General features: G+C 42.7%; 26 protein-coding genes and 1 other annotated feature. Of the genes, 4 read left to right on the forward strand and 22 right to left on the reverse strand.

The features are described 5' to 3' along the window. Window positions 1-8: 8 nt before the first annotated feature. From fabD to J2Z69_RS07285, 12 genes are all read right to left on the reverse strand, one after another. A complete protein-coding gene (fabD, locus tag J2Z69_RS07230; protein ID WP_209860700.1) occupies window positions 9-959 on the reverse strand; it encodes an ACP S-malonyltransferase in 951 nt (316 codons plus the stop codon). A 17-nt stretch (window positions 960-976) separates the two neighbouring features. Continuing rightward, window positions 977-1,354, reverse strand: a complete 378-nt coding sequence (locus J2Z69_RS07235) for a 4'-phosphopantetheinyl transferase superfamily protein (RefSeq protein WP_209860702.1) — start codon at window positions 1,352-1,354, stop codon at window positions 977-979. Further along, window positions 1,351-1,776 (reverse strand): acyl-CoA thioesterase, encoded by a 426-nt coding sequence (locus J2Z69_RS07240; protein ID WP_209860704.1) that lies wholly within the window; start codon window positions 1,774-1,776, stop codon window positions 1,351-1,353. The genes J2Z69_RS07235 and J2Z69_RS07240 overlap by 4 nt, the downstream gene beginning before the upstream one ends. 30 nt (window positions 1,777-1,806) lie before the next feature. Then, window positions 1,807-2,559: an SDR family NAD(P)-dependent oxidoreductase gene (locus J2Z69_RS07245; RefSeq protein WP_209860705.1), complete on the reverse strand. Its 753-nt coding sequence runs from the start codon at window positions 2,557-2,559 to the stop codon at window positions 1,807-1,809. A 379-nt stretch (window positions 2,560-2,938) separates the two neighbouring features. Beyond that, window positions 2,939-3,298, reverse strand: coding sequence for an arsenate reductase family protein (locus tag J2Z69_RS07250; protein ID WP_209860706.1), 360 nt, complete (start codon window positions 3,296-3,298; stop codon window positions 2,939-2,941). Window positions 3,299-3,340: 42 nt separating this feature from the next. Continuing rightward, window positions 3,341-4,300, reverse strand: a complete 960-nt coding sequence (locus J2Z69_RS07255; protein WP_209860707.1) for an RluA family pseudouridine synthase — start codon at window positions 4,298-4,300, stop codon at window positions 3,341-3,343. Continuing rightward, window positions 4,297-4,980, reverse strand: a complete 684-nt coding sequence (locus J2Z69_RS07260; protein ID WP_425354987.1) for a cob(I)yrinic acid a,c-diamide adenosyltransferase — start codon at window positions 4,978-4,980, stop codon at window positions 4,297-4,299. The genes J2Z69_RS07255 and J2Z69_RS07260 overlap by 4 nt, the downstream gene beginning before the upstream one ends. 22 nt (window positions 4,981-5,002) lie before the next feature. After that, window positions 5,003-5,266 carry an aspartyl-phosphate phosphatase Spo0E family protein gene (locus tag J2Z69_RS07265; protein WP_425354988.1) on the reverse strand — a complete coding sequence of 88 codons (264 nt, stop codon included), beginning with the start codon at window positions 5,264-5,266 and terminating at the stop codon, window positions 5,003-5,005. A gap of 117 nt (window positions 5,267-5,383) precedes the next feature. Beyond that, window positions 5,384-6,601, reverse strand: coding sequence for an aminotransferase class I/II-fold pyridoxal phosphate-dependent enzyme (locus J2Z69_RS07270; RefSeq protein WP_209860709.1), 1,218 nt, complete (start codon window positions 6,599-6,601; stop codon window positions 5,384-5,386). Between the two features lie 13 nt (window positions 6,602-6,614). Continuing rightward, window positions 6,615-7,115 (reverse strand): Lrp/AsnC family transcriptional regulator, encoded by a 501-nt coding sequence (locus tag J2Z69_RS07275; RefSeq protein ID WP_209860710.1) that lies wholly within the window; start codon window positions 7,113-7,115, stop codon window positions 6,615-6,617. Between the two features lie 190 nt (window positions 7,116-7,305). Beyond that, window positions 7,306-7,689, reverse strand: coding sequence for a spore coat protein (locus J2Z69_RS07280; RefSeq protein WP_209860711.1), 384 nt, complete (start codon window positions 7,687-7,689; stop codon window positions 7,306-7,308). 17 nt (window positions 7,690-7,706) lie between these two features. Then, window positions 7,707-7,940, reverse strand: a complete 234-nt coding sequence (locus J2Z69_RS07285) for a spore coat protein (RefSeq protein WP_209860713.1) — start codon at window positions 7,938-7,940, stop codon at window positions 7,707-7,709. Between the two features lie 168 nt (window positions 7,941-8,108). Here J2Z69_RS07285 and J2Z69_RS07290 point away from each other — a divergent pair, with 168 nt between their 5' ends. Next, on the forward strand, window positions 8,109-9,341 hold the full coding sequence (locus tag J2Z69_RS07290; RefSeq protein ID WP_209860715.1) for an NAD(P)/FAD-dependent oxidoreductase: 1,233 nt from the start codon (window positions 8,109-8,111) through the stop codon (window positions 9,339-9,341). A gap of 189 nt (window positions 9,342-9,530) precedes the next feature. Here J2Z69_RS07290 and J2Z69_RS07295 read toward each other — a convergent pair whose 3' ends face one another. From J2Z69_RS07295 to J2Z69_RS07305, 3 genes are all read right to left on the reverse strand, one after another. After that, window positions 9,531-10,058, reverse strand: coding sequence for a hypothetical protein (locus J2Z69_RS07295; RefSeq protein WP_209860717.1), 528 nt, complete (start codon window positions 10,056-10,058; stop codon window positions 9,531-9,533). A gap of 156 nt (window positions 10,059-10,214) precedes the next feature. Further along, window positions 10,215-10,631, reverse strand: coding sequence for a DUF350 domain-containing protein (locus tag J2Z69_RS07300; protein WP_209860719.1), 417 nt, complete (start codon window positions 10,629-10,631; stop codon window positions 10,215-10,217). Window positions 10,632-10,648: 17 nt separating this feature from the next. Next, window positions 10,649-13,009: an endonuclease MutS2 gene (locus J2Z69_RS07305; RefSeq protein ID WP_209860721.1), complete on the reverse strand. Its 2,361-nt coding sequence runs from the start codon at window positions 13,007-13,009 to the stop codon at window positions 10,649-10,651. A gap of 154 nt (window positions 13,010-13,163) precedes the next feature. Between J2Z69_RS07305 and J2Z69_RS07310 the strand changes: the two genes are divergently transcribed. Next, window positions 13,164-13,508 carry a phage holin family protein gene (locus J2Z69_RS07310; protein WP_209860723.1) on the forward strand — a complete coding sequence of 115 codons (345 nt, stop codon included), beginning with the start codon at window positions 13,164-13,166 and terminating at the stop codon, window positions 13,506-13,508. A gap of 68 nt (window positions 13,509-13,576) precedes the next feature. Here the strand turns inward: J2Z69_RS07310 and J2Z69_RS07315 are convergent, their stop codons facing one another. Next, entirely contained in the window at window positions 13,577-14,638 is a 1,062-nt protein-coding gene (locus J2Z69_RS07315) for a GGDEF domain-containing protein (protein ID WP_209860725.1), read from the reverse strand. A 203-nt stretch (window positions 14,639-14,841) separates the two neighbouring features. On the opposite strand from J2Z69_RS07315, the gene J2Z69_RS07320 reads away from it, so the two are divergent. After that, window positions 14,842-15,213 (forward strand): cupredoxin domain-containing protein, encoded by a 372-nt coding sequence (locus tag J2Z69_RS07320; protein ID WP_209860727.1) that lies wholly within the window; start codon window positions 14,842-14,844, stop codon window positions 15,211-15,213. A gap of 53 nt (window positions 15,214-15,266) precedes the next feature. Here the strand turns inward: J2Z69_RS07320 and zapA are convergent, their stop codons facing one another. From zapA to pheS, 3 genes are all read right to left on the reverse strand, one after another. After that, window positions 15,267-17,984: a cell division protein ZapA gene (zapA, locus tag J2Z69_RS07325; RefSeq protein WP_209860729.1), complete on the reverse strand. Its 2,718-nt coding sequence runs from the start codon at window positions 17,982-17,984 to the stop codon at window positions 15,267-15,269. A 112-nt stretch (window positions 17,985-18,096) separates the two neighbouring features. Further along, window positions 18,097-20,544 carry a phenylalanine--tRNA ligase subunit beta gene (gene pheT / locus J2Z69_RS07330; protein WP_209860731.1) on the reverse strand — a complete coding sequence of 816 codons (2,448 nt, stop codon included), beginning with the start codon at window positions 20,542-20,544 and terminating at the stop codon, window positions 18,097-18,099. Between the two features lie 25 nt (window positions 20,545-20,569). Next, the gene (pheS, locus tag J2Z69_RS07335) at window positions 20,570-21,604 is read right to left on the reverse strand and encodes a phenylalanine--tRNA ligase subunit alpha (RefSeq protein ID WP_209860733.1); all 1,035 of its coding nucleotides are present in this window, start codon (window positions 21,602-21,604) and stop codon (window positions 20,570-20,572) included. Window positions 21,605-21,667: 63 nt separating this feature from the next. After that, window positions 21,668-21,915, reverse strand: a binding site (T-box leader). Window positions 21,916-22,040: 125 nt separating this feature from the next. On the opposite strand from pheS, the gene J2Z69_RS07340 reads away from it, so the two are divergent. Further along, complete coding sequence (locus tag J2Z69_RS07340) at window positions 22,041-22,244, forward strand: YwbE family protein (RefSeq protein ID WP_209860735.1); 204 nt, start codon at window positions 22,041-22,043, stop codon at window positions 22,242-22,244. A 76-nt stretch (window positions 22,245-22,320) separates the two neighbouring features. Here the strand turns inward: J2Z69_RS07340 and J2Z69_RS07345 are convergent, their stop codons facing one another. Genes J2Z69_RS07345 through J2Z69_RS07355 form a run of 3 tightly spaced genes read right to left on the reverse strand, consistent with a single transcriptional unit; the run spans window position 22,321 to window position 25,888 of the window. Continuing rightward, window positions 22,321-23,283, reverse strand: a complete 963-nt coding sequence (locus J2Z69_RS07345; protein ID WP_209860737.1) for an ABC transporter permease — start codon at window positions 23,281-23,283, stop codon at window positions 22,321-22,323. Then, window positions 23,284-24,360, reverse strand: coding sequence for an ABC transporter permease (locus J2Z69_RS07350; RefSeq protein WP_209860739.1), 1,077 nt, complete (start codon window positions 24,358-24,360; stop codon window positions 23,284-23,286). It abuts the gene before it with no gap. After that, a complete protein-coding gene (locus J2Z69_RS07355; protein WP_209860741.1) occupies window positions 24,353-25,888 on the reverse strand; it encodes an ABC transporter ATP-binding protein in 1,536 nt (511 codons plus the stop codon). The genes J2Z69_RS07350 and J2Z69_RS07355 overlap by 8 nt, the downstream gene beginning before the upstream one ends. Between the last annotated feature and the right edge of the window lie 98 nt (window positions 25,889-25,986).

Here is a 25,986-nt window from a genome sequence, read left to right on the forward strand (position 1 = left end):
TCTCCTTTTTAAGCCGTGTGAATAGGCTTTAATTTTTTACTTATCATGTTCCACTCTTGGATATTGCCCACGTTCAAAATCTGTTGACTTCTATCCATAGATTTAACGAGACCGCTTAATACTCTGCCAGGACCAATTTCAATTAGACAATCCGGAGCATATTGGAAAATGGTTCTCACACTGCTTGCCCACTGTACAGGTGAAATCATTTGTATCCGCATTGCGTGGTCTATATCTCCGACTTCGGTCAACTGCGTACCTGTAGCATTCATAACAATCGGGAGCTTTGGAGACGATAACTGTTCTTTGGACCATACCTTTAGGAATGCGATATTAGCTTCCTGCATAGCTTCTGTATGGAAAGCACCACTCACTTGTAGAGGAGCAATTCTGAATGCATTTCGTTCAGAAGCCAATTTTGAAGCATGTTCCACAGCCTTTACACTTCCGCTAATCACCATTTGAGTAGGTGAATTATAATTCGCAATTCGCAATATTTCCCCCGTAGTATGACGAGCTTCCTCACAAATATCAGCCACAACTTCTGCACTCAAACCCAACACAGCAGCCATCTTCCACTGACCTTTGTCTGCTGCTAAAGACATATATTTCCCTCTAAGACGTACCATCTGAAGCCCGGTCTCAAAGGAAAGGACACCACCTGCCACTAGAGCTGCATATTCTCCCAGACTATGTCCTGCTACCACAAGAGGTTGGAAGCTTAATTCGGCGCACATCATCTCGTATAGTGCAACACTTATGCCAAAGATGTAGGGCTGGATTATTTCAGTACTTAAGAGCATTTGCTTCGACTTCAAGTCCACTAGCACATCTAAAGGTAATTGAAGACTTGCTGCCACCTGCTGCATACGCTTTTTAAACATAGAAATTTGCATGAGATCTCTTCCCATACCAAGGAACTGACTACCTTGACCAGGGAAAATTAGGGCTGCTCTCATAAGAACTACTCCTTTGCTTAATTACAATAAGTTAATGAGGTACAAATGAGTTCTTCACTATAGATTTGGTATGTTCCCTTTATATGTTCGAAATCTATCTGCATCTGACGGGCTAGCTCACTGTATGGTGGATACAACTTAATCTCTAGGGAGGAATTGGCTTGAATCAGCACTTCAATTTGAAGAAAGGAAGTCGCTGGAGGTAACCCGCCCGTCAATTTAATCAAACTTTCTTTTGCTGAAAATAAAATAGGGTACAAATCTTCAGCAGTTTCGTTCCTCTCACGCTCTGAAAGAATACGGTGAAGAAAAGATATCCCGCTACGCTGTATAGCGTGTTGAAATCGACTGAGTTCCAAAATATCCATTCCAGCACGTTGTACTACATCTTTCATTGGATGACTTTGTTCGGAAAAATTCCAGCATCTAGGAACAAATCTCGATATTCTTCTGGCACTTTAGTGACCAATTTTCTCGTCTTCCTATCCACCAAGCAATGTCTGGACGTTCCTTCTACCAACACCTGTCTTCCAATCGCACGCTGAATTTGATATTGGAAGGAATACTGAGGTACTTCGGGATATCTGATCGCCACTCTTACAATCAAATCATCTAAATAACGAGCAGGTGTATGAAATTTGGCATCACAATTCATGGTAAGTACATCTACTCCGGTATTTATATAATCCAAACCCACCGTTAAAATTAAGTGTTCTCTTGCTAGATCGAAATAAGTAAAGTAGTTCGCATAATACACAATCCCTTGGGAATCTACCTCAGACCATCTAACACGTGTACGCGTCTCAAACCATTTCATTCTCCATATACTCCTTTCTTCTGCGTGGTCTCATAGGCTCCACCCACCGTCAACAGGGATGCATGTACCTGTAAGGAACTCAGCTTGCTCTGACGCTAAATATATGACTAGGGAAGCAATATCCTCCGTAGTCCCCAATCGACCTAAGGGAACATGAGATAACTCCATTAGCATTTGAGGCCCCCCTTTTACGCTTTTGGCATCTGTGACTAACGTATTGATGAACTGTGTCTGAACAGAACCTGGCAGAATCGCATTCACTCTTATTCGGTCTGGAGCCAATTCCTTAGCTAGACAACGGGTTAATTCTGTTAACATGGATTTCGTGAGACAATAAAGCATGGCCCGGTGCTCATGTATGTCCCCCAATATAGATGACAAGTTAATTATGGATGGTGAGTTTTGAGACTTTTTTAAAAGGGGCACTGCTTCCTTTATGCAATGTACCGCAGTCATAATGTTGCTAGAGAATGCCTTATTCCATTCGGAAATCTCTACATCTAAAAGGCCACCAAATTTCATCCATCCGACACCGTTGAATAATACATCTATATGTCGTTCATGAATGGCAATCCTTTGAAAACAGAGCTGAACTTCCTCGAGTTTGCATACATCACAACTCATCGGTACGTATTGAAATTCATTCGAATTTTCGGTGTTTCTTTGTAATGCCTCTGCATTACAATCCAAAGCATACACACGGAAACCTTTCTCTATTAAACGTATTGAAACTGCTAATCCAATTCCAGATGCCGCACCCGTCACGACAGCAACTTTTGACATAATATTCTCCTTATAGTCCATGCATTCTCCCATTCTTTTTTAGTTGTATAGAGTAGAACTAATTCTCACTTTGATAGACTCCGCGTGTGATGTAGGGCATGATAACAACCCCTGTAATATGTACTAATTTTCATAAGAAACGGACAAAAGATATATGCTTAAACTATCAATATTAGCTAACTTTACCTAATATACCCTATTCATGCAATAGCTGTTATTGTTAATATTTGTCGTAATATACGAAATATTAGATTATACAGTCCAATTACCTATATTAATTTCTAGGCTAGCTTTTAAAAAAAATAAAACCACCTTAATTAAGGTGGTTTTATCGTACTTATATATTTATTTGAATTTAAAATATAGAACAGGGTTGGCTCTATCCCCAGACTTCCGAGAACATATCTTCTTTAAAGCCAACTGTAACCCTGGTTCCATCCGTAACAATAGGCCGCTTTATTAACTTACCATGGGAAGAAAGCAATGCGATTTGCTCTAACTCACTTAAAGTAGCGAGCTTATGCTTCAGACCAAGTTCCTTATATACTTCCCCACTCGTATTGAAGAACTTCTTCAGATCCAAACCGCTGTGCTCAACTAGTTGTGTCAGTTCCTGTTCAGTTGGGGGAGCCTCAACGATATGCCGCAGATCTAATTCATAACCAGCCGCTTGCAACCATTTTACTGCATTACGACAAGTGCTACACTTGGGATATTGATAGATAATTAATGTACTCAATGCAAATCACACTCCACAATCACAATGATTTAGTATTGACCGCTATTCATGTATTAATTGATTTTTTAACATTTGCATGTCTATTGGAAGTGGGGCTTCAAACACCATAGGCTCACCACTTAAAGGATGTACAAAACCAAGCTCTGCTGCATGTAAAGCCTGACGTGGAATCCAACTATCCCGACGGTCGATGACTTTAAGATCATCCTCTGTCCACTGACCTCGATCGTTATGACAATACATCTTGTCGCCAATTAATGGATGTCCCATAGATGTCATATGCACCCGGATCTGATGCGTTCTCCCGCTACCAAGCCGCAGCCCCACAAGAGATGAGTGAGAGTAGGTCTCTAGTGTCTCATAAAATGTCAGCGCCTCATAACCATCTGGCGTTACAATTCTGCGATGAGGCTCTAAGGGATCTCTATCAATCGGGCCTTCGATTTGTCCTAGCAGAGGATTGGGGTGTCCATGTACCAGCGCTTTATATTTCTTCATCACTTGTCCGGCAATCATTTGCTCCGAGACATGCTGATGAACATAAGCATTTTTGGCAATAGCCAGCACGCCGCTCGTCTCTTGATCGAGTCTATGTATCGGGCGAAATCGTACCCTTTCTCCTTTTTGCTGCCAGTAATATACGACTCCATTAGCCAGAGTTTCAGTATAATGACCATGCGTGGGATGAACAATAATTCCAGGCGACTTATTAACGACGAGTAAAGCTTCATCTTCATAAAGGATATCAAAATCAATAGCTTGAGGCAGGATATCCTCACTGCTCTCTTGCTCCAGACGAATGGCGATGAGATCTCCCTTTTGCACAGGAACGCTAATATATACCCGTTCGCCATTCACTGTAATTCCTTGATCGGTTAACTTGATTTTTGACATCAATTTGCGGGATACTCCTAATCTGCGCTGTAATACCGTCTTCAAGAGCATACCCTCATCAGATGCAGGAACGACATAGGTAATTGGGGAATAATATTCAGTGTTCATTTCGTACGGAATACGTTAGCGCTTCGCTCGTAATCTATATCCCTAACCCCTTCTCTAGCATTCGCTGTTCGCGATATAGAGAAAAACAGATCCGATAATCGGTTCACATATTTCAGTACTTCCGGATTTATCTGCGTTCGTTCCCCTAAAGTCACAATACGACGCTCGGCACGGCGGCAAATAGTGCGGCATACATGAAGCACTGAAGCTAGCTGTGTCCCCCCTGGCAAAATGAACTTCTCCAGAGCAGGATTCTCCTCTTCATAGGCATCAATCCACTTTTCTAATATTTCAACCATAGAGGCCGTAACTTTATAACGGGACTCAGTCACATTCACAAAAGCAAGGTCTGATCCACAGTCGAACAGCTCATGTTGGATTTGCAGCAAATGTTCTCTCATATCTGTAAAAATGTCGATCTCGGCTAGACTAATCGCCTGTCCTACAAAGCTATTTAATTCATCTAATGTACCATAGGCTTCAATACGCGAATCATCTTTACTTACTCTTCCTCCAATTACGGAGGTCTGACCCGCATCACCTGTTCTTGTATAAATATTCATGTGAAAAACCTCCTCTTTCAGCCCGTATGTCCTATAAGAACAATATATCATAACCCGTTCGCTTCTATACGTCAAAAAGAAAAGAGGACCCTGTACAGGACCCTCTTGGTAGCGCATATTCTGATGAGGTGCATGCTTCTTATTTATGATGGCGATTCTTCATAAACTCATTAATCTTCAAGTCAAGTAGACTACTAATCTCAATGACGATCTCGGCTGTAAAAGATTTCTCTTGCAGGAAGAGTCTTTCCATCTTACTGCGGAGCAGTAGAATCTCGTCTTCCAAGGAATCGGACTGGGGTGAAGTGAAGCCGCTGTCTTTGTTCATCCAGTGGTCCAATTTATTGCTCTCTGCAATATAACCACCGTATTGTTCGGGCAAGTTATAATCTCCACGATACACGCGCGATCCCTCCTTGAAAAATGACAGCTGTATATTCATACAACCAAAAAGCTTCTACACAAAAATAAATTATAGCACGAGCCCAACCCAGTTATCAACCACAAAAACTAATATTTGTTAATTCCCGAGTTTGATCTGGTGTACTAGTTCACCCATACGATGAATCGCTTCATTTAGATTGGATACTGAAGTAGCATAAGAGCATCGAAGGAATCCTTCTCCCCCAGCTCCAAATACATTCCCTGGTACTGCAGCAACTTTCGCTTCAAGTAACAAACGTTGTGCAAACTGTTCAGAAGATAGTCCTGTTGAAGTAATACTAGGAAAAGCATAAAATGCACCCTCAGGTTCATGACAAGTTAGACCGATATCTCGGAGTCCCTTCACTACAAGGCGTCTACGCTGATTATAAGAATCAATCATACGATCCTTTTCTTCTAGACCATTCGTCAAAGCTTCTAGTGCAGCTACCTGTCCCATCACTGGAGCGCACATGACCGTATATTGATGAATCTTGAGCATCGCGTAGATCAGTTCAGGATGCCCGCAAGCATACCCCATACGCCAGCCCGTCATCGCAAATGCTTTGGAGAAGCCACTAACCAGAATCGTACGATCTTTCATGCCTGGAAGCGCGGCAAAGCTTGTATGGCGCTGATTAAAGGTAAGTTCTGCATAGATTTCATCTGATATGACAATTAAATCATGCTCTTCCACCAACTTAGCGATGGGAAGCCAGTCTTCATACGTCATAATTCCGCCCGTAGGATTACTAGGATAATTCAAGATTAATACTTTTGATTTCGGAGTAATCTTGGCACGTAGCTGATCTGCCATCAGTTTGAAATCATCTTTGGCAAATGTCTCGATCTCCACAGGCACTCCGCCACTAATCGACGTGATAGGAGAATACGAGATATAGCATGGAGCTGGCACAAGAATCTCATCTCCTGGGGAGATTAAAGCTCGAAGAGCAAGATCAATGGCTTCACTTCCCCCTACGGTAACCAGCACTTCATCTTGAGGATTATATTCTACTTGGAAGCTGTCATTTAAGTAATGGCTGATGGCCTCACGAAGTTCAGGAGTTCCTGCATTGGAAGTATAGCTCGTATACCCTCTCTCGAGAGAGTACACACAGGCTTCACGTACATGCCAAGGGGTGATAAAATCAGGTTCCCCTACGCCAAGCGTAATGATATCCTTGCTTCCATTCGCTAGATCAAAGAAACGACGAATTCCCGAAGGCTGCATCTCTTGAACCCTAGGCGTTAGGTAAGAGCTCATCGATTTGACCGCCTGTTCCTTGGACTGTTCTTCTTGATTAATTAACATGACATAACTTCCTTTACGGAGATATCACAAGACGATGATCTTCTTCATGGTCCTCGAAGACGATACCATCTTGCTTATATTTTTTTAGAATAAAATGAGTTTTGGTGGAAAGAACTGATTCCAATGTTGACAATTTGTCGGATACAAAACTCGCGACTTCTTTTAAATTCCGACCCTCAACTTCAACAAGTAGATCATAGGCTCCCGACATCAAATATACGGATTTCACTTGTGGAAATAAATATACACGTTCCGCAATCGCCTCAAACCCACGGCCACGCTCCGGCGTAATCTGAACCTCAATGAGTGCTGTGACTTTCTCATCATCTAACTTCGTCGGATTCACTACTGTTGCATACTTAACGATAACATGGTCCTCTTCAAGCTCTCGAATCGCGTTCTTAATGTCATCTTGTGAGACGCCAAGGAGAGTAGCCAATAGCTCAGGACTGTGTCGGGCATCTTCTTTGAGAAGATCCAGCACCTTCAGTTTCAATTCGCTTAATTGTTTCATACATTACCTCCAGCGCTCTTTCTTACGTCACTTCAGTCCTCGCACCTTTAATGCAGCAGGGAAGCAAAGTTCGTTGTATCTATATTACATGATTTTCTATGTTCTGCAAACAAAAAACCGTCACTCCATGTAAGGTTCGCATGGATAAGACGGTCCATTTATTAACTGCTTAATTCCCCTTCTAGAAGGGTTAATTATAGTAAGTAGGCTGACTGTTAGGTTGATGCTCTGGAACATTAGGCTGGCTATAATTGGATAAATTTGATGTTTTTTGTTGTGCAAATTGTTGGGCTTCTTGCTGTGTCTGTCTAGCTTGCTGAAGTTGCTTATCGACTTCTTGTTTTTGCACAGGTGCTGCAGCCGTATACATATTGTTCTGCTTCATAATGTCGAAAAGTTCTCCTTGAAGTCGGAGTGTGTTGTCTGTAAGCTGGGTGAACATTTGCCGGACATCAGGACATCCGGCTTCCGTAGTTGCTGTCGAATATTCCCGAGCTATGCGTCTAAGATCAGCCAAAATGATGTTCAGAATATCTTTCTCTGGAATTAGCGCATTGTTATTTGGCATATTCATTTAACATTTCCTCCTTCTTAGTGAGCCTGTGTTGGAGCAACTACAGAATGCTTTTGTAATGCATCTGTTAGCTGCTGAAGATGTTGTTCATGTTCGGAAATGTACTGAACTAGCGCTTGTTGAATGGTTGGGTTTTGTGAAATCGTCGCCGCAACCGCACATTGCTTGATTTGACGATCTTCACTAGATATGGAATCGGCAATGTAGTCTAATTCCTTGCTACTTAGCGGTTGTAGATTTATTTGATTCAATTCAGTCTTCCTCCTCTGTTCATTTCGTCCTTGACTTCACCTATTATTTTCAAAGACAGAATCAATTATTCTGTAAATTTGTCCATAAAAAGTATTTATAGATAACTTACTTTGTTGATCAGAATAGTAATTTAAAAACTGAATTTAATGTAAAAGGGGATTATATAGATGAAGCTACATGCTGGCACTTTACTTTGGGAGAATACACTATTGAACAAACCAGAATACCCAGCACTACAAGAGGATGTAGAATGTAACGTATTAATTATTGGTAGTGGTATGGGAGGAGCCCTCTGTTCAGCCAAGTTAGCCGAGAAGGGAATCGATACCATTCTCATTGACAAAGGTCCAGTTGCAGGAGGTAGCTCTACAGCCAATACGGGACTTCTCCAATTCTCAAATGACAAGACGTTGACTTCATGTATTCATACGTTTGGTGAAGAAATCGGCGTTCAATTTTATACCCTATGTAAAGAAGCGGTTACCGATCTTGCTGAGATGGCGAAAAAGCTTGATATCGATCCAGAATTCATCCCCCGTAGCAGTCTTTATTTTGCTAGTAGTGAAGATGATATTCCTATGTTACAAGAAGAATATGATACCTTAATAAAATTTGGTTTTCCTGTCGAATGGTGGGATGCAACTACAATTAATCATCACTTTCCATTTGCAAAACCAGGTGCGATCTATACGCATGGTGATGCAGAAGTAAATCCATATCGCTTCGTACATGGCTTGGTGGATTATGCTTCCAAACATGGAGTGCGCGTATTTGAACATACCCCCGCTACTGGCATGCATTTTGAAGAAAATGGGGTTTTGGTCTTCAGTGGAGATTATCGAATTCGGGCCAAGCAGGTCATCTTTGCCTGCGGTTATGAGACCCAAGAGATGAAAAAAGACCGGGGTGCCGTACTCATGCAGTCTTATGCTATTGCTACGGAAGTTACAAATGCTGTCGATTCATGGCATGAACGATGTCTGATCTGGGAGACGGCAAGACCCTATCTCTATATGCGAACTACAGCTGAAGGACGAATCGTAATTGGTGGTTTGGATGAAGAACTTCATCATGGAGTATTAGATGAGGCTCGGCATCTCTCCCAAGGAAAAGAATTAATTGATACATTGCATGCTTACTTTCCAGAGACCGCTCCAACTCAGGCTGAATATGCATGGGGTGCAGTTTTTGGGGGAACACACGACGGACTTCCTTTCTTTGGACCTCATGAGGATTACCCTCACTGCTTTTTTGTTGAGGGATACGGAGGGAATGGTACGGTTACAAGCATGCTAGGCGCTACTTTAATTGCGGATATTATCTCGGGTACGGATCGGCCTGAACTTGACCTCTTTGCTCTAGATCGGACAAGCAAGCCCAATCCACCTACAACAAGCTAAAGTTCATACTAGTATTCAGACAAAAGTAATTAGAACAGAGCAACAAAGTAATAAGAAAATGAATAGCAAGGTAATTAGAAATAGAATAGATTGAATAAAAATAACCCAGCTCTTACTTAACGTAACAATACTAATGCTAACGTTAGGTAAGAGCTGGGTTCATTGCTACTTATAGATGTAATGTCACAGTTAGGGCTGAATGATCTTCTGTATCATACGAAGTTTGTCTTCCTCAACGAGAAATCTACTTACATGGAAGCAGGATGGACATACATATACACTAGTACGGTAAGCCTCTTCCAGGATGGGCTTCAAATTTGTTACTTGAGCCGTAGCTACGGCCGTATTCTGCTCTTGACCTGCATATAGCATGTAAGCTCTACATTGCGGACATTCGGGTACGTCTTCCTGCTGGTTCAGCCTTTTTTCGACAGCAGATTCATATTCAAGCGGGTCTGAACCTGCGGCTGAAAAGGTATTGATGTGCTTAACCATCCTTGGATTAACCTCTTCTTCATCTCCCCAATAGCCAAGCATGGCTTTAGGATCTTCATCCATATCCTCAGGCGCTCCAGACTCTTCCTCTTCTCCTAGATCAATTTGCAGCGTCCGATACCCCTTTAGTTCATTATGACAATGAGGACATTCTTCTTCCGGTCCAATTTCCTCATCCCATACAATTTCAGTCTGACACCAAGGGCATATTGTCGTTTCCATAGATGTACTCCTCCTTATTTAAAGTGTGAATTATGATCTTGCCATATAAATAATCCCGGCGACAAAAAAGACTACCGCGGCGACAAATAATACACGTACTAAATTTTTGAGCATAGATCCTCCTTCATTCCAGCAACAGCTAGCCTAGAGCGCTTATCAATTCAGACTGGCACCAATTAAGAATGAGAGGGATACCGAAATAGATAGAGCTAGAACACCTACCGCACGATTATCTTCAGCGATCTCCCGATCAATTCGAAATACTGGGGTTACGAACTCGAAGAGCAAATAAGAAAGAAACAGCAATACAGTTCCGATAAATGACCATACGATAAAATCATAAATGGTCGCCTTGCTTGATGCATAGCGGAAAATATTACATATCCCGAAAATTTTGCCCCCTGTAGCCAGAGCTGCGGCCATATTTCCGCGCTTGATTTCTTCCCAGCATCGATATCTTGCAGCCCACTCAAAACAAGACAGGAATACAATTAACTCTAAAATCGCTACTGAAAACAGACCTAATGTCATCCCTAATGGATGTTGCAGTATGGGATCCACTGATCCAATCATGTTGGGTCCCTCCCCCATTACTTGAGTTCTGCTACAGTCACTCCCATGCCGCCTTCACCATAATTCCCGATCCGATAGCTCTTCACGTTTTTATGCTTACGCAAGTATTCCTGAATTCCGGTTCTTAGAATGCCTGTGCCTTTGCCATGAATGATGTGGACCTGACCTAGATTACCGAGGAATGCTTCATCAATGAAGCGATCTGCTTCCATAAGGGCCTCTTCTAGATTAGCTCCACGCAAGTCAAGTTCACTACGTACATTCTCGTCTCGAGTTCGTTTCAAGTTCGTAACGGTCCGCTGTGCCGGACGCTCTGCTGCTGCATGCTGTATTAGTTCCAAATCATCCAAAGCGACTTTCATCTTCATGATCCCTAGTTGAACCACCGCTTCCTTACCGGATAATTCAATTACGGTCCCTCGCTGATTCAAGCTATATACACGAATATCATCACCGGGACCAATAGTCTTCGGTTTGAGCGCCTTTCGGACGGCTGCTGCCTTCTTCCTCGGTGCAGGTTCTGCTTCATCTAGCTGTTTGCGTGCCGCAATCAGTTTGTGCTCCTTGACGGATGCTCCTTCTTCCATCGCCAGTTTCCTTAGGTCTTGAATGATTTGCTCCGCTTCACTTCGTGCTTTAGTAATTATTGCTTTGGCCTCTAATTCTGCTTTCTCTAGACGTTTATCCCGCTGCTGCTCTAATTGTTCTAATTCGGAAGCATGACGAGCCTTTAACAGTTCAAGTTCCTGCCTTAGCGTTCCAGCTACTTCCCGTTCTTGTTCTGCGCCTAGACGATTTTCTTCCAAGGAAGCAATCATATTCTCTACTCTTAAATCCTCTTCCTTCACTTCACCCCGAGCAAAATCGAGGATATCAGACGGCAATCCAAGACGGGAAGCGATAGCAAAGGCATTACTTCGCCCGGGTACGCCTATGAGCAGGCGATAGGTTGGACTCAGCGTATTCACATCAAATTCCATACTTGCATTGATAACGCCTTTACGTTCATAGGCATAGGCCTTAAGTTCGCTGTAATGTGTTGTAGCTACCATCCGGCAGCCTAACGCATGAATATGTTCCAATATAGCAATAGCTAGAGCCGATCCTTCCGCAGGATCCGTACCTGCACCGACCTCATCTAAAAGCACAAGACTCTTCACCGTCATTTTGCGCAATATCGAGACGATATTGGTCATATGACTAGAGAATGTACTGAGATTCTGTTCGATACTTTGCTCATCTCCGATATCCGCATAGATCGCATCAAAGACACAGAGCTGACTTCCGTCCTCAGCGGGGACAAAGAGCCCAGACATCGCCATTAGACTAAGCAAGCCGATCGTCTTCAGGGTAACGGTCTTACCACCCGTATTCGGCCCTGTAACGATAATCGAAGTGTGCTGATTACCAAGTTCCACTTCAATAGGGACAACCTGTCCGATGGGAATCAGCGGATGTCTACCACGCTTGAGCTTCAAGAATCCCCGATCATTCATCATCGGAAGAGTAGCTTTAAGTTCACGTGCCAGTCTCGCTTTGGCAAAGACAAAATCAAGCTGAGCTAGCACATCGCAATCATACAGAAGCAGCTCGGTCTGTTCTCCAACAAGGGCGCTTAGCTTTTGTAGTATGACTTCAATTTCGCGTTCTTCTTTCAGGCGAGCCTCTCTCAGTTTGTTATTCATCGCAACAATGGACTCCGGCTCAATAAACAGCGTAGCTCCAGAACCGGATTGATCATGGACAATCCCGCCGAAATGCGCACGATATTCGGCTTTCACCGGAATGACAAAGCGGTCTCCTCGAATAGTAATCAATTGATCTTGGAGCATTTTGGCTACAGAGGAGGAACGAATCATAGCATCCAGTTTCTCACGAACTCGAACTTCCCCTCCACGCAGTTCGCGACGAATTTGTGCAAGCTCAGCGCTTGCGGAGTCTAGGATTTCGGCTGTATCACTAACACAAAGTTGAATTGACTGCTCTAAAGACTTCTGCTCACTGATTTCGTGGCATAGAGTAGAGAGAAGGCGCAGCTCGTCTTCTTCGTGGAACGCAAGCAGGTACCTTTTTAGGCGACGAGCACCAGAAAGGGTGGTCTGCACCCCCAGCAGTTCCTGCGGGCCCAGCGTACTGCCAATACGCGCTCGCTTGATCGCCAAGGTAACGTCCACAATTCCGCCAAAAGGAGGTGCTCCTTTGATCCGATCGACTTTGAATGCTTCATCTGTTCCCTGAAGCCGTAGTTTGACATCTTCCAAATTAGAGACAGGTAGCAATCGCTCTGCCATATCCTTGCCTAAGGATGTTTGGGCGAATCCTGCTAATTTATTTAAAATTTTACGATATTCTAAGGTATGAAAAATTTTCTCATCCAAGGATGTTCACAACTCCTCTCGGGTATGCATACATTATAAACGAAATTGCTATTGTTACGCTATTTCAATGCCTGTACACATAAGCTTAAACTGGCAGGTACATTCTAATCTTTATACGTAAGGCAGCTAAATAAAAAGTCAGGGAGGCTGATTCATGAGTTTTTTTGGGCACATTATACGTTTTGTCGTATCCGCACTGGTTCTGATGTTTGTGGCATGGCTGGTACCTCACTTTTCCGTGGGCGGTTTCGGTAGTGCTTTGTTGCTTGCTCTAGTTATCGCACTTCTAGGCTGGATCATCGAAGGAATCCTCGGCACACGAGTGACCCCGTTCGGAAGAGGGATTGTCGGGTTTTTAGCTAGTGCGCTGGTCATTTGGCTATCCCAATATGTAATGGGTCATGTATCTGTTTCTGTAACTGGCGCTTTGCTGGCTGCTTTAGTTATCGGCATCATCGATTTATTTACACCTCTTGCCACACCTTTCAACACGCGTTAATATTGAATACAAAAAGCCTCCGTTCCCAAAGAACGGGGGCTTTGCTCTTGTATGCCCATGTGCTATCGTTACGCATAGACCACTTTATTTTTACCCGTTCGCTTAGCTTTATATAAAGCATCGTCTGCTTTCCGAAAAAACTGTTCCTTCCCATCCCCCGGGAGATAACTACATATTCCTATACTAATGGTTATGGGCTGCCCTTGGGTTCCCGCAAAAGGTAAGTTCTGTATGCCCATTCGAATCTTTTCGGCTTGCGCACAAGCTTCTTCATTTGAGGTATCGGTAAAAATGACAGCGAACTCCTCACCCCCATAGCGAACAGCGAAGTCATTAGGGTTCAGCAAATCCGTAATTTTTCCTGCCACTTCTTTGAGCACAATATCTCCTACCCAATGACCCAGCGTATCATTAATTTGTTTGAAGTTATCAATGTCGAGCAAAGCCAGCTGAACAGGTATGCCGCTCGTCTCGCAATGTTCAATGAGACTATCCAAGTACTCATGAAATGTCTTTTGATTATATAGTCCCGTCAGTGCATCGATCTTCAAAAGCTTATCTGAGATCACATTCTCTACGATTAATTTCTGCTCCGATTGGACCAAAGATTCCATATGGTGTGTCATTTCACGAGACCGCATTAACACAGCATGACCAACTTTCACTCCTAAAACAATCAGAGCAATAACTAATAACCATCCTAACCAACCCTCGGTCTCATGAACTCTATGAGAGCTAATAAAGACTAAGGTATAGATAATTATACTGGTCCAACCCGCCACATACAGCATCGTCAAGTCAAAAAATACCAAAGACAGCATGATTGGAATTAATAAAATAAGCTGAGCTACATCAATATATGGCATCATTACAAAGAAACCTAAATCACTGATACACACTCCACTGATCAGAAGATTACGGTGTGAAACGGTACCCTTCCAAATCTTCCATTCCGTATATTTTAATATGAATAAGATCAAGAGATCTAGACCTACAATAAGTTCAACTGCAAAGGGTGAAGTGATACGTACATTCGGTATCATATAGATTACTTCTGCTGCTAGAAGAACGACAGCTGACCACCAATAACCATTCATAAATTTCCGGGTCCAGTCTGCGTTGCTACTCATCTTAGATAAGCTTCGAATATCCATCCCCTACTTCAATTCGTATTGAATATATCAGAAATATTATATCCTATTTCTCCCTTCTGTCCAGACAACGCGGCCCAGTTGTTCACGAATCCTTCATAGGAGGGGATTCAAAAACCAGACTATTTACGGTACGATAAGACTAGCTTCTATTTGACTTCATCAAACTAAAGGAGATAGATATGAGAAAAATTACAACACTTATGTTGTCCATGCTATTGATTTTCCTTCTAGCTGCTTGCGGAAGCAGTAAAAGTGGAAGTGCAACCACGGATTCAAATGTAGTCCCACAATATGAAGTGAACATCTCCGCTACGAATTATGCCTTTGACAAGAAAGAATATCGCCTCAAAAAAGGAGTTCCCGTCAAACTTATTTTTAACAATGTGAAAGGGAATCATAGTGCTCTCATCCCTCAGCTTAATGTTCAACTTGATGCTAGCCATACTTCCGCAGTAGTTACCCCTAAGGAGGCAGGAGAATTTGAAATGGCCTGCTCCATTATGTGTGGTACTGGACATTCTCAAATGATTACTAAAATTATCGTTGAATAAAATAAAGACAGCTTACCTTAAGGTAAGCTGTCTTTATTTGTCTCATTTTTGATTTACTGCCTCTGATCTTGCTCAATCAGTTCAATCCACTCATTGTATTCCATTTGGAGTTTAGCATATTCGTCCTTAAGACGCATGAACTCTTCCTGATGGGTATGATTCCGATTTCTCTCCATTTCCCGCTCCGTTTGTAACAATCGATATTCATGGGAGATGACTTCGTATTTGCTACCTAGATCTTCAAGCTGATCTTGCAAAGCCTTACGTTCTGATTCCAGACTACGTTTATCATGAGATAGTGTGCTAGAAACTTCATCTGCTGCAGCCACTTGCTTCTCCCAAGTCTCTAATTGTATGGTTAGAGCCTTCTCAGCTTCTTGAATATTCGCAAGAGATTCTTCAGCCGATTCACTGCGGATTTGCCATTCTAACTCACGATTCTCGCTTTCTTCTAACGCATGTTGTTTGTCCCGCAAAAGCTTGTCAATGCGGTCTTTCTCCGCTTGCAATTCTCTGATCTGACTCTGAGTTGACTCATATCTCTTCTCCAGATTACCGAAGCGTTCCGATGCTTCATGTTCATGCTTAGATTTAGTATCAAGCAGTCGTTCAAGCTCTTGAATCTTACCATTTGCTTCTTCTACTTCTTCTAATCTTCGAAGCTGCTGAAGTTCCTCGGTTTCCAATTGATCTTTCAGCGAAGTTACTTCAGCTTGCGCCATTCGCAATTGTTCTTGTACTGAGGAATTAAAGCGGGTTGCCGCACGTTCTCGTTCGGTGATAGCTTCTAATGATTGCTCTAATGTAACCATTTTACCTTGAGCTTGCTCCACTTCTTCTAATCGCTGAAGCTGCTCGAATTGTTCCTCTTCCAATCTGCTTCTCAAGGACGTCACTTCATCTTCCGATGCTTTTAGTCCTTGTTCTAATCTATCACTATGCTCAGCTGAGCGACGTTCCTGATCCATACTTTGTTGTAATGCCTTCTCCAAATCACGAATAGTGACATGGGCTTGTTCGACTTCTTCCAACCGCTCTAGTTGCTGAAGTTTCTCTGCGTCTAATCGTTCTTTCAGGGAAGCTACTTCCCCATGAGATTGATCTAGCTCTTGCTGAAGCTTCTGATTATGGCTCAATGTGCTGCGCTGTTGTTCCGTAAATTGCTGTATTGCCTTCTCCAAATCACGAATAGTGACATGGGCTTGTTCGACTTCTTCCATCCGCTCTAGTTGCTGAAGTTCTTCTGCATTTAGTCGTTCTTTCAAGGAAACTACTTCCTCATGAGACTGTTCCAATTCTTGCTGAAGCTTCTGATTATGGCTCCATGTGCTGCGTTGTTGTTCCGTGCTTTGCTGTATTGCCTTCTCCAAATCACGAATAGTAACATGGGCTTGTTCGACTTCTTCCAACCGCTCTAGTTGCTGAAGTTCTTCTGCATTTAGTCGTTCTTTCAGGGAAGCTACCTCTCCCTGGGATATTTCGAGTTCTTGTTGTAACTTCTCATGTGCAGCTGCTGAGGTACGTAGTTGCTCATTGCTAGAATGGAGATCTTGCTCCATTTTGCTCATTTTAACAGTTGCTTGCTCTATTTCTTCCAAACGCTCAAGTTGCTCCAACTCTTCATTATCAAGTTGTTCTTTGAGAGAGTTCACTTCATTGTGAGCTGTTTGCAGCTTAAGCTGTATTCCTTCATTATGTTTTGCTGCTTTACGTTCCCGTTCCAATGCTGCTTGATGAGACTGTTCTAATTCTTTCAATTTTGCCGTCTCTTGTTCAAGCTGCTCTAGCTTTTGCATGTGCTGAATCTTTTCAGATTCTAATTGATCTTTAAGAGAAGCCAGCTCATCTTGAGCCGTTTTGAGTCCTTGTTCTAAAACTTCATTATGTTCTGATGCTTGCAGGGTATCCACTTCAAACTGAGTAATTTGCTCTTGATATTTTTCTGCAGCTTGTCGTAAAGTAGCGATATTCTGTGCGGATTTAGCCGCATCGTTCCTCAACATTTCTTCGCGCTTTTTGGCTTCGTCTAGTGACTGCTCTAAAGTTTTAATTGATGCTTGTGTGATCTCATCCTTTTTCTCTGCTTCAGTTAGACGATTCTCTAGAAGAGTCGCATGTTCTTTGAATTGAATGAGGTCCGCGGAGGAGACTTTCTCTCTTTGCGCTGATTGCTTAAGCAGTTCATCGCGCTTAGCCGTCTCTTTCTTCTCCATTGTTAACTGCTCTTCGGCTGTTCTCAGCTTCGTTTGAATTTGTTGAGTATTCGTCTTTTGATCGCCTAGTTGCTTCTCCAAGGTTTGGATACGCTCCGTGTGTTTACGAGCTACATTATCCTGTTCTATGCCTTTAAGCTCAGCTACTCGCTTTTGTTCAATAGCGTCCTGCTCCATAGAACGAATCTGTTCGTTCAATTGTTGTTGTCCTTGCTGACTTTGCTTGTACCGTTCTTCCATTTCATCAGCTTGGGATTGAAGCAACGTATAATGAGATTCCTGCTCAGCAATTTTGGCGTCTAAGCCCTTCTTTTGCTGATACAGTTCATTGAGTTCTTGTTCAAGCATACTCATTTTCTGCACTTCTTCAGCCATATGCACGGCAGCAAGCACCGCGATTCTCGGAATATCTAAATAAGCATGTGCTTTTGCAATTTCCATCATCTTATCGTTCACTTGCCGGGCTACTTGACGCGTATATTCAGCATTGCTGCCAACAATTTTATAGGCATTACCATAGATTTCAACAGTTACACTAATTCGTTCGGGATTAGTCACAGGTTGTACCTCCTTAAGATCTGATGTCGAGTTCTTGATGTCATAGCTAACTTACAAAAAACCACACCGAATCACATATAGAATAGATTCGATGCGGTCTGCTGTTCTCCTGCTACTTCCTTAATTCAGCGTCAAAACTTTGCACCAATTCATTCACGACTTTATCATGCACCTGAGTAATATCTTCTTCGGTCAATGTACGGTCTTTATGTTGGTACGTTAGGGATATTGCAATGCTCTTTTTGTTCTCTCCAAGCTTACTACCTGTGAAAACATCGAAAACTTGAACGTGGGTCAACCACTCGCCTGCAGATTCACGGATGGAACTCAGCAAAGAACCAGCTTCTACAGTAGTATCTACTACAAGGGCAATATCTCGCTCAACCGATGGGAACTTAGGTAGTTCACGAGATACGATAACGCGGTTAGCATGTTGATATAATGGTTCAAGAAGAATTTCAGCTACATAGGTATCATCCAAATCCTTATTGCGTGCTAGGTCAGGATGAAGCTGCCCCAATACACCTACGCGAACTTTGTGATCATGCACATTTAAAAATAGGGAAGCAGAGCGTCCAGGGTGGAATCCCTCAGGTCGATCGGCTACGTAGGATACGAGATCTGTCAGTCCAAGGTAAGTGATTACACTTTCAACTGCACCTTTTAGATCGTAAAAATCTACTTTTTCTGCAGGTACATTCCACTGCTTCTCTTGACGTAGTCCCGCGAGGAAAAAGCCTAACACCGACTGTTCCTTTGGTTGACGAGTCAATTTATCTTCTTCGGTCAAAAATATATTTCCAATCTCGAATAATGCCAAATTGTCTTGCTTCCGGTTTCGGTTATATGCAGCGATATGCATAAGTTCAGGAATCAAGCTTGTTCTTAGCACACTGCGATCTTCACTCATCGGAAGGGATAATTTCACAGCCTTGTTCACACCCGTAAGTGTTGGGAATAGGGCTGTTGAAGATTCATGAGTAAAGGAATAACTAATGACTTCATTCCATCCTCCGTGTGTGAGTAACCCTCTTAAGCTTCTACGCAGTGCTTGATTACGTGTATAACCACCTGAAGTCGATTTACCTTCAATTGAAGTCGTAGGAATGTTCGAGTACCCATGAAGTCTTGCAATTTCCTCAATCAAATCTACATCTCGTGTGATATCGCCGCGGCGTGTAGGTACGATTACTTCCACTTCCCCAGGACCATCAGCAAGTTCAAAATTCAAACGTCCAAAGATTGTTTTCACTTCGAGCATGGAAATATCCGTGCCCAAGTAAACGTTAAGCTTGTCTAACGAGAGCTTAATTCGCTTCTCCTCAGGCTTTGATATCACTTCTTCCACCGTGCCATGATACACCGTTCCACCTGCATATACAGCAATTAGACTTGCTGCGCGATCTAGTGCGGGAATGACGTTGCTTGGATCCACTTCTTTCTCGAATCGAAGCGAAGCTTCGGAACGAAGACCCAGCTGACGAGATGTCTTACGTACACTTCCTCCGTCAAATCTAGCGGATTCAAGCACAATATTTACCGTCTGATCTGTGACTTCGGAATTCAGCCCCCCCATAACTCCTGCAAGGGCAATCGGTGTACGTTGTCCGTCTGAAATCAAGAGTGCACCCGCTTCGAGCTTACGCTCTTGTCCATCTAAAGTGGTCATCGTTTCGCCATCTTCAGCTTGGCGAACAATAATGGAATTCTCAGCAATATGATCGGCATCAAAGGCATGAAGAGGTTGACCATATTCCATCATGACATAATTCGTAATATCTACGATGTTATTGATCGGCCGAACTCCTGCGGCTGCCAATCGATTCTGCATCCATTGCGGGGAAGGAGCAATCTTCACATGCGTAAAATAACGTGCTGCATAGTGACTGCAAAGATCATGAGCTTCTATGGAAATACGCAGATGATCCTTAGCTTCATCAGCAATTTCAATCAGTTTCTTATCAGGCTCTGGAAGCTTCACTGATCTTCCTAAAATTGCACCCACCTCATACGCTGCACCAATCATGCTCAAGCAATCCGAACGGTTAGGAGTCAAGTCGAAATCTAATACTTGATCATCTAGACCGAGCACGAGATTAATCGGTTGTCCTACGGAGATATGTTCAGGAAGTACGAGAATACCTTCTTGTTGTTCTTTAGGCAGCAGCTTATCATTTAAGCCCAGTTCCTTTGCAGAACAAATCATTCCCTGAGAAGGAACGCCACGAAGTTTTGCATTTTTGATCTCCATACCACCGGGCAGCTTTGCACCAACTAAAGCTACGGGAACCTTTTGACCGGCATCGATGTTTTTTGCACCGCATACGATTTGAAGATCTTCACCTAAGCCTGCATCAATAATACATACATTCAGCTTATCTGCATCGGGATGTTTCTCCTTACTTTTCACATAACCTACTACGACCTTACTAACACCTTCGCTGCGTCTTTCTACAGAATCAATCTCTATCCCGGAACGGGTAATTTGTTCTGCCAGTTCTTCCATGTCTACATTCTCTAACGATATATAATCGGACAACCATTCGGCTGATACTTTCATACTATTGATCCCATCCTTTCCCTAATTAATTCCTAGCAAATTGCTGGAGGAAACGCAAATCATTACTGTAGAAATTACGAATATCTTCAATCCCATATTTCAGCAAAGCAATTCGCTCTACACCCATACCAAAGGCAAAGCCTGTGTACTGTTCTGAGTCGTAACCGCCCATCTCAAGCACTTTAGGGTGAACCATTCCGCAGCCTAGAATTTCAAGCCATCCTGTATGTTTACAAATTCTACAGCCTGAACCGCCACATTTTACACAGGTTACATCTACTTCAGCACTAGGCTCAGTGAAAGGGAAGAAACTCGGACGTAGACGAATTTGTGTATTGGGACCAAACATTTCACGGGTGAATTGAAGAAGAGTTCCTTTGAGATCACTCATGCGGATACCCTTGCCAATAACTAGGCCTTCAATTTGATGGAACTGGAAGGAATGTGTCGCATCATCGTCATCCCTACGATATACTTTACCAGGGCAGATGACTCTGACTGGCACTTCGCCCTTCATGGACTCCATCGTACGCACTTGCACAGGTGAAGTCTGCGTACGCATCAAAAGATCTTCTGTAATGTAGAAGGAATCCTGCATATCCCGAGCGGGGTGATTCTTAGGAAGATTCAAGGCTTCAAAGTTATAATAATCCATTTCCACTTCAGGACCTTCCGCGATACGGTAGCCAAGGCCGATAAAAATGTCTTCGATCTCTTGAATCACTTTGGTCAACGGATGAATAGCACCTTGTTTTAGTGCGCGGCCTGGCAAAGTAACATCTACTTTTTCAGCTGATAATCTTTGCTCGGTTTCCTGATTCTGAAAATAGCTCGCTTTCGATTCAATAATGGATTCAATCGCCGCACGTACTTCGTTACCGACTTGCCCGATTACGGGCCGCTCTTCTGCACTTAGAGCACCCATGCCACGGAGAATTTCCGTTAAGGCACCCTTCTTACCCAAATACTTCACTCTAAGATCATTCAATTGTACAGCATCCACTACTTGATTCAGATGTTCAATGGCTTCAAGCTTTAGCGCTTCTAAACGTTCTTTCATATATGACCCTCCTATTGTTATGAACATTCACGGATCTACAAACAAAAAAAGGCCCTCTCTCCCGTAAGGGACGAAAAGACCGTGTTACCACCCTTGTTAGAACCATTCGCCTATACACAGGCATTCCAGCTCTCACTCTTCGAATTAACGGATCGTGTTCCGGCAGCCTCTACTGTATGAAACCATCTCATAGTTCAAGGTGCAGCTCCAGAGTGAAATTCAGCAGTCTTATTCTGTAGAAGCGCTCTCAATCTATGACGCTTCCTCCCTGTAAAGAGGCACTGCTTACTGGTCTCCATCGTAGCTGTTCATATATGTAATCTCCAATTATTATATGCAAATCCTAGGCGGAAGGCAAGCTGAGGGTCATTAAGTTTTGGAATCTATCGTAAGTTATGTTATCTTAATTGTATTTCCTAAAAGGAGACTCGCCCTTATGAACGGTACAGAACGCAAAAATATTACAGCAGGCAGAACTGTCGATATTGTCCTCAAAGCAGATCAACGATCAGGCAAATTAACTCGCGGCGTAGTGAAAGATATCTTGACCAATTCGCCTACACATCCTCATGGAATTAAAGTTAGACTTCAAGATGGTCAAGTAGGCCGTGTAAAAGTTGTTATTAGCAGCGGGGAATAAATGAAAAGGCACGTGTCCACACTGCGTTATCGCAGGGCGAACACGTGCCTTTCATTATTCAGTTATTTACAATAAGTTATCGCTTCCCTGGATCATAGGCTGTACCTAGCGCCGCAGGAGCTGAAGATCGCCCAACAGCCGCAGCAAGTACAATAATGGTAAGCACATAAGGCACCATGTAAATGAATTCTGATGGAATGTGGCTTGACCAGTCAAACAATGTTACATAACTGCGGATCGCTTGGGAGAAACCAAAGAATGCCGCAGCGCCGAATGCACCAATGGGATTCCATTTACCAAAGATCAATGCCGCAATTGCAATATAACCTTGGCCTGAAATTGTATTGTGCGCAAAAGTACTTGTTGTAGTTAGAGTAACCGTAGCTCCCCCAACAGCAGCCAAAGCCCCACTGATCATAACACCGATATAACGCATTCTCTTTACATTGATCCCCATTGTATCTGCAGCACTTGGATGTTCGCCGACTGCACGCAAGCGAAGACCAAATGGTGTTTTGAAAAGAATATAATAGGATAAAAATACAACAATAATCGCAATATATGTGGTTGGATAGTTATTAAACAGTCCTTCACCAATAATTGGAATTTTAGATAATCCTGGAATAGCATATTTAGTAAATGCTTCTTTCAGACGCTCTGTTTCTCCTGCTCCGTTAAAGATCAGCTTTACAAGATAGAGCGTGCTTCCTGCTGCCAGGAAGTTAATAACGATACCGCTTATAATTTGATCTGCTTTGAACGTAATAGAAGCTACAGCGTGAATTAATGAAGCTAATATGCCTACAACGATGGCTGCAAGAATACCAATATAAGGTGAGGCTGCGCCCATGCCTGCAACTTCAGCATAATGAGATGCTACCCCTGTCGAGAAGGCACCAAATACCATGAGTCCTTCAATCCCTATGTTAGTTACCCCGGAGCGTTCAGAGAAGATGCCTCCCAAGGCTGCAAAAACAAGCGCTGTGGAGAAGACAAGCGTTGTATTCATGATTTGGCCAAGTGTTGTAACCCAATCCATTTATAACACCTTCTCTTTCTTACGTTTGGAATAGAAAGGTTTGAGGACCCAACGAACAATCCCCTGAGCTGCGATGAAGAAAATAATGGAACCAATAACAATCCGGATCAACTCTGGAGGAACGTCCGCACCAAAGCTCATACCCGCAGATCCGTAAGTAAGAATCCCGAACAAGCTTCCCCCAAGCAAAATACCAAATGGATGATTCATTCCGATTAGAGCTACTGCAATTCCATCAAAACCAGTACCTGGTGTACCTGACATAATCGTCTGATAGTGGAACACGCCTAAAATTTGAATAGCGCCGGCTAGTCCAGCAAAAGCTCCACTAATGAACATCGCTTTTACTACATTGCGTCCTACGTTCATCCCTGCGTATTCTGCTGCATTATGATTGTGTCCTACAGCCCGAAGTTCAAATCCTTGTTTGCTCTTCCATAAGAAATAATAGAAGAATATAGCTGCAAGTATCGAGAGGAACATTCCCCAGTGAATTCTCGCATCATTAAAGAACGAAGAAAGAGACTGAATGGAGATCGAAGCAGAATCTTGAATATCAAAAGACTTATCCATTCCTGATTTCATAAGGAAATTAGTAACGATGTAATTCCCTAGATAAAGAGCTGTCCAGTTCAACATAATCGTTGTGATAACTTCATTTACGCCTCGCGCTGCCTTCAGATATCCTGCGATACCAGCCCATATACCGCCGCATACAGCACCAACAATCAGCGCCAAAGGGGCATGAATATATGCCGGTAGACCGGTAACCTTAATTCCTATAAACGTAGCGGCTGTCATTCCAATAATAAACTGTCCTTCGCCCCCGATATTAAAGAGCCCTGCACGGAAGGCAAACGCTACTGCTAGTCCCGTAAGAACAAGTGGGCTAATCTCCCGAAGCGTTTCACCAAAGTCATACTTATTACCAAATACTTGTTCAAATAGAGATTGATAGGCTAGGATCGGATCATAGCCCCCAATGAGCATTATGATCGCACCTACTATCAGACCAAAGAGAATAGCCACTAGGGAGACCACAATATTACCGGTGAAAATTTTGCTTAATTTACTCATGTGATTTTCCTCCCACCGTACTTCCCGCCATCATCAGACCTAATTCTTGATCATTGGTCTTCTCTGGATATACCTCACCAACAATACGACCCTCATAGATAACAATAATCCGATCGGATACGTTCATAATTTCATCCAACTCGAACGAAATGAGCAGAACGGCTTTATTTTGATCACGCTGAGCTACCAATTGTTTTTGTACAAACTCAATAGCTCCGACATCCAGACCCCGTGTAGGCTGCGCTGCGATAAGCAAATCTGGATTCTTATCTATTTCCCGGGCTATAATGGCTTTCTGCTGATTACCACCTGAAAGTGATCTAGCTAGGGTATCTAGACTTGGTGTTCTTACGTCAAATAACTCAATAAGACGTTTGGCCTGTTTGGTAATCGCATCATAGTTAAGGAAACCTCTTTTGTTATATGGTTTCTTGTAATAGGTTTCAAGAACCATATTTTCTTTCATAGAGAAGTCAAGAACTAGACCATGTTTGTGGCGATCTTCTGGAATGTGGGATACCCCATGTTCACTGATTTGCCGAGGTGAAAGATTAGCTACCTGTTCACCTAATAATTCAATGGATCCACTATCTATTTTGCGCAGGCCTGTCAAGGCTTCTATTAGTTCACTTTGTCCATTGCCATCTACACCTGCAACTCCAAGAATCTCACCTGCACGAAGTGTAAAGCTTAGCTCGTCCAGCACAGCAATTCCATCTTTGCTTTTGGAAGAAATTTTGTCTACTTTTAGTACTGTAGACCCAGGTGTTGCTGGTATTTTATCAACTTTGAAAGAGACCGCTCTACCCACCATTTTTTCAGCTAATTCCTGTGGAGATGATTCTTTTGTAATCACTGAATCTATGACTTTACCTCTACGAATAATTGTAACTGTATCTGAAATCTGCATAATTTCTTTGAGCTTATGAGTAATCAGAATAATGGACTTACCTTCAGCAACTAGACGGCGCATAATCTCCATTAACTCTGTGATTTCCTGTGGAGTAAGAACCGCTGTAGGTTCATCAAAAATCAAAACATCCGCTCCGCGATATAGCGTTTTCAAGATTTCTACACGCTGCTGCATCCCGACAGAGATATCATGGATCTTAGCATTGGGATTAACCTTCAATCCGTATTGTTCTGACAATGCCTTAATTTTAGCTGTAGCAGACTTATAATCGAGATTAATTCCTTTTTTCGGTTCCATGCCTAAAATAATATTCTCGGTCACCGTAAACGGTTCCACAAGTTTGAAATGCTGATGCACCATGCCGATTCCTAGATCAATAGCCTTGTTAGGATTATCAATAAGAACGGGTTGACCATTCATCTCGATGGTGCCTTCTTCAGGCTGATATAGACCAAAAACAACGTTCATTAATGTAGATTTCCCTGCACCATTCTCGCCTAATAGTGCATGAATCTCACCCTTGTTCAGCTTTAAGCTAATTGAGTCATTCGCTACGATACCAGGAAAACGTTTGGTAATTCCCTTGAGCTCCAAGACAGGAGATGCAGCTGACATGTGATCACCCTTTAAGAAAAATAGTCGTTTAACAACGGAACAAGGCTAGTTAGATAACCAGCCTTGCCCTATTATAACCTATATTACATTGTTGTGAA

Origin of the sequence: Paenibacillus shirakamiensis (genome assembly GCF_017874255.1) — a bacterium.
GTDB lineage: Bacteria > Bacillota > Bacilli > Paenibacillales > Paenibacillaceae > Fontibacillus > Fontibacillus shirakamiensis.

Coding starts and splice junctions, on each gene's coding strand:
- J2Z69_RS07320 (WP_209860727.1), top strand. CDS start 14,842: ATGAGAAAAATTACAACACTTATGTTGTCCATGCTATTGATTTTCCTT.
- J2Z69_RS07345 (WP_209860737.1), bottom strand. CDS start 23,283: ATGGATTGGGTTACAACACTTGGCCAAATCATGAATACAACGCTTGTC.
- J2Z69_RS07350 (WP_209860739.1), bottom strand. CDS start 24,360: ATGAGTAAATTAAGCAAAATTTTCACCGGTAATATTGTGGTCTCCCTA.
- J2Z69_RS07295 (WP_209860717.1), bottom strand. CDS start 10,058: ATGGAAACGACAATATGCCCTTGGTGTCAGACTGAAATTGTATGGGAT.
- fabD (WP_209860700.1), bottom strand. CDS start 959: ATGAGAGCAGCCCTAATTTTCCCTGGTCAAGGTAGTCAGTTCCTTGGT.
- J2Z69_RS07275 (WP_209860710.1), bottom strand. CDS start 7,115: ATGAAACAATTAAGCGAATTGAAACTGAAGGTGCTGGATCTTCTCAAA.
- J2Z69_RS07310 (WP_209860723.1), top strand. CDS start 13,164: ATGAGTTTTTTTGGGCACATTATACGTTTTGTCGTATCCGCACTGGTT.
- J2Z69_RS07235 (WP_209860702.1), bottom strand. CDS start 1,354: ATGAAAGATGTAGTACAACGTGCTGGAATGGATATTTTGGAACTCAGT.
- pheS (WP_209860733.1), bottom strand. CDS start 21,604: ATGAAAGAACGTTTAGAAGCGCTAAAGCTTGAAGCCATTGAACATCTG.
- pheT (WP_209860731.1), bottom strand. CDS start 20,544: ATGAAAGTATCAGCCGAATGGTTGTCCGATTATATATCGTTAGAGAAT.
- J2Z69_RS07245 (WP_209860705.1), bottom strand. CDS start 2,559: ATGTCAAAAGTTGCTGTCGTGACGGGTGCGGCATCTGGAATTGGATTA.
- J2Z69_RS07270 (WP_209860709.1), bottom strand. CDS start 6,601: ATGTTAATTAATCAAGAAGAACAGTCCAAGGAACAGGCGGTCAAATCG.
- J2Z69_RS07260 (WP_425354987.1), bottom strand. CDS start 4,980: ATGCGCTACCAAGAGGGTCCTGTACAGGGTCCTCTTTTCTTTTTGACG.
- J2Z69_RS07315 (WP_209860725.1), bottom strand. CDS start 14,638: ATGAGTAGCAACGCAGACTGGACCCGGAAATTTATGAATGGTTATTGG.
- J2Z69_RS07290 (WP_209860715.1), top strand. CDS start 8,109: ATGAAGCTACATGCTGGCACTTTACTTTGGGAGAATACACTATTGAAC.
- J2Z69_RS07240 (WP_209860704.1), bottom strand. CDS start 1,776: ATGAAATGGTTTGAGACGCGTACACGTGTTAGATGGTCTGAGGTAGAT.
- J2Z69_RS07300 (WP_209860719.1), bottom strand. CDS start 10,631: ATGATTGGATCAGTGGATCCCATACTGCAACATCCATTAGGGATGACA.
- J2Z69_RS07255 (WP_209860707.1), bottom strand. CDS start 4,300: ATGAACACTGAATATTATTCCCCAATTACCTATGTCGTTCCTGCATCT.
- J2Z69_RS07280 (WP_209860711.1), bottom strand. CDS start 7,689: ATGAATATGCCAAATAACAATGCGCTAATTCCAGAGAAAGATATTCTG.
- J2Z69_RS07340 (WP_209860735.1), top strand. CDS start 22,041: ATGAACGGTACAGAACGCAAAAATATTACAGCAGGCAGAACTGTCGAT.
- J2Z69_RS07355 (WP_209860741.1), bottom strand. CDS start 25,888: ATGTCAGCTGCATCTCCTGTCTTGGAGCTCAAGGGAATTACCAAACGT.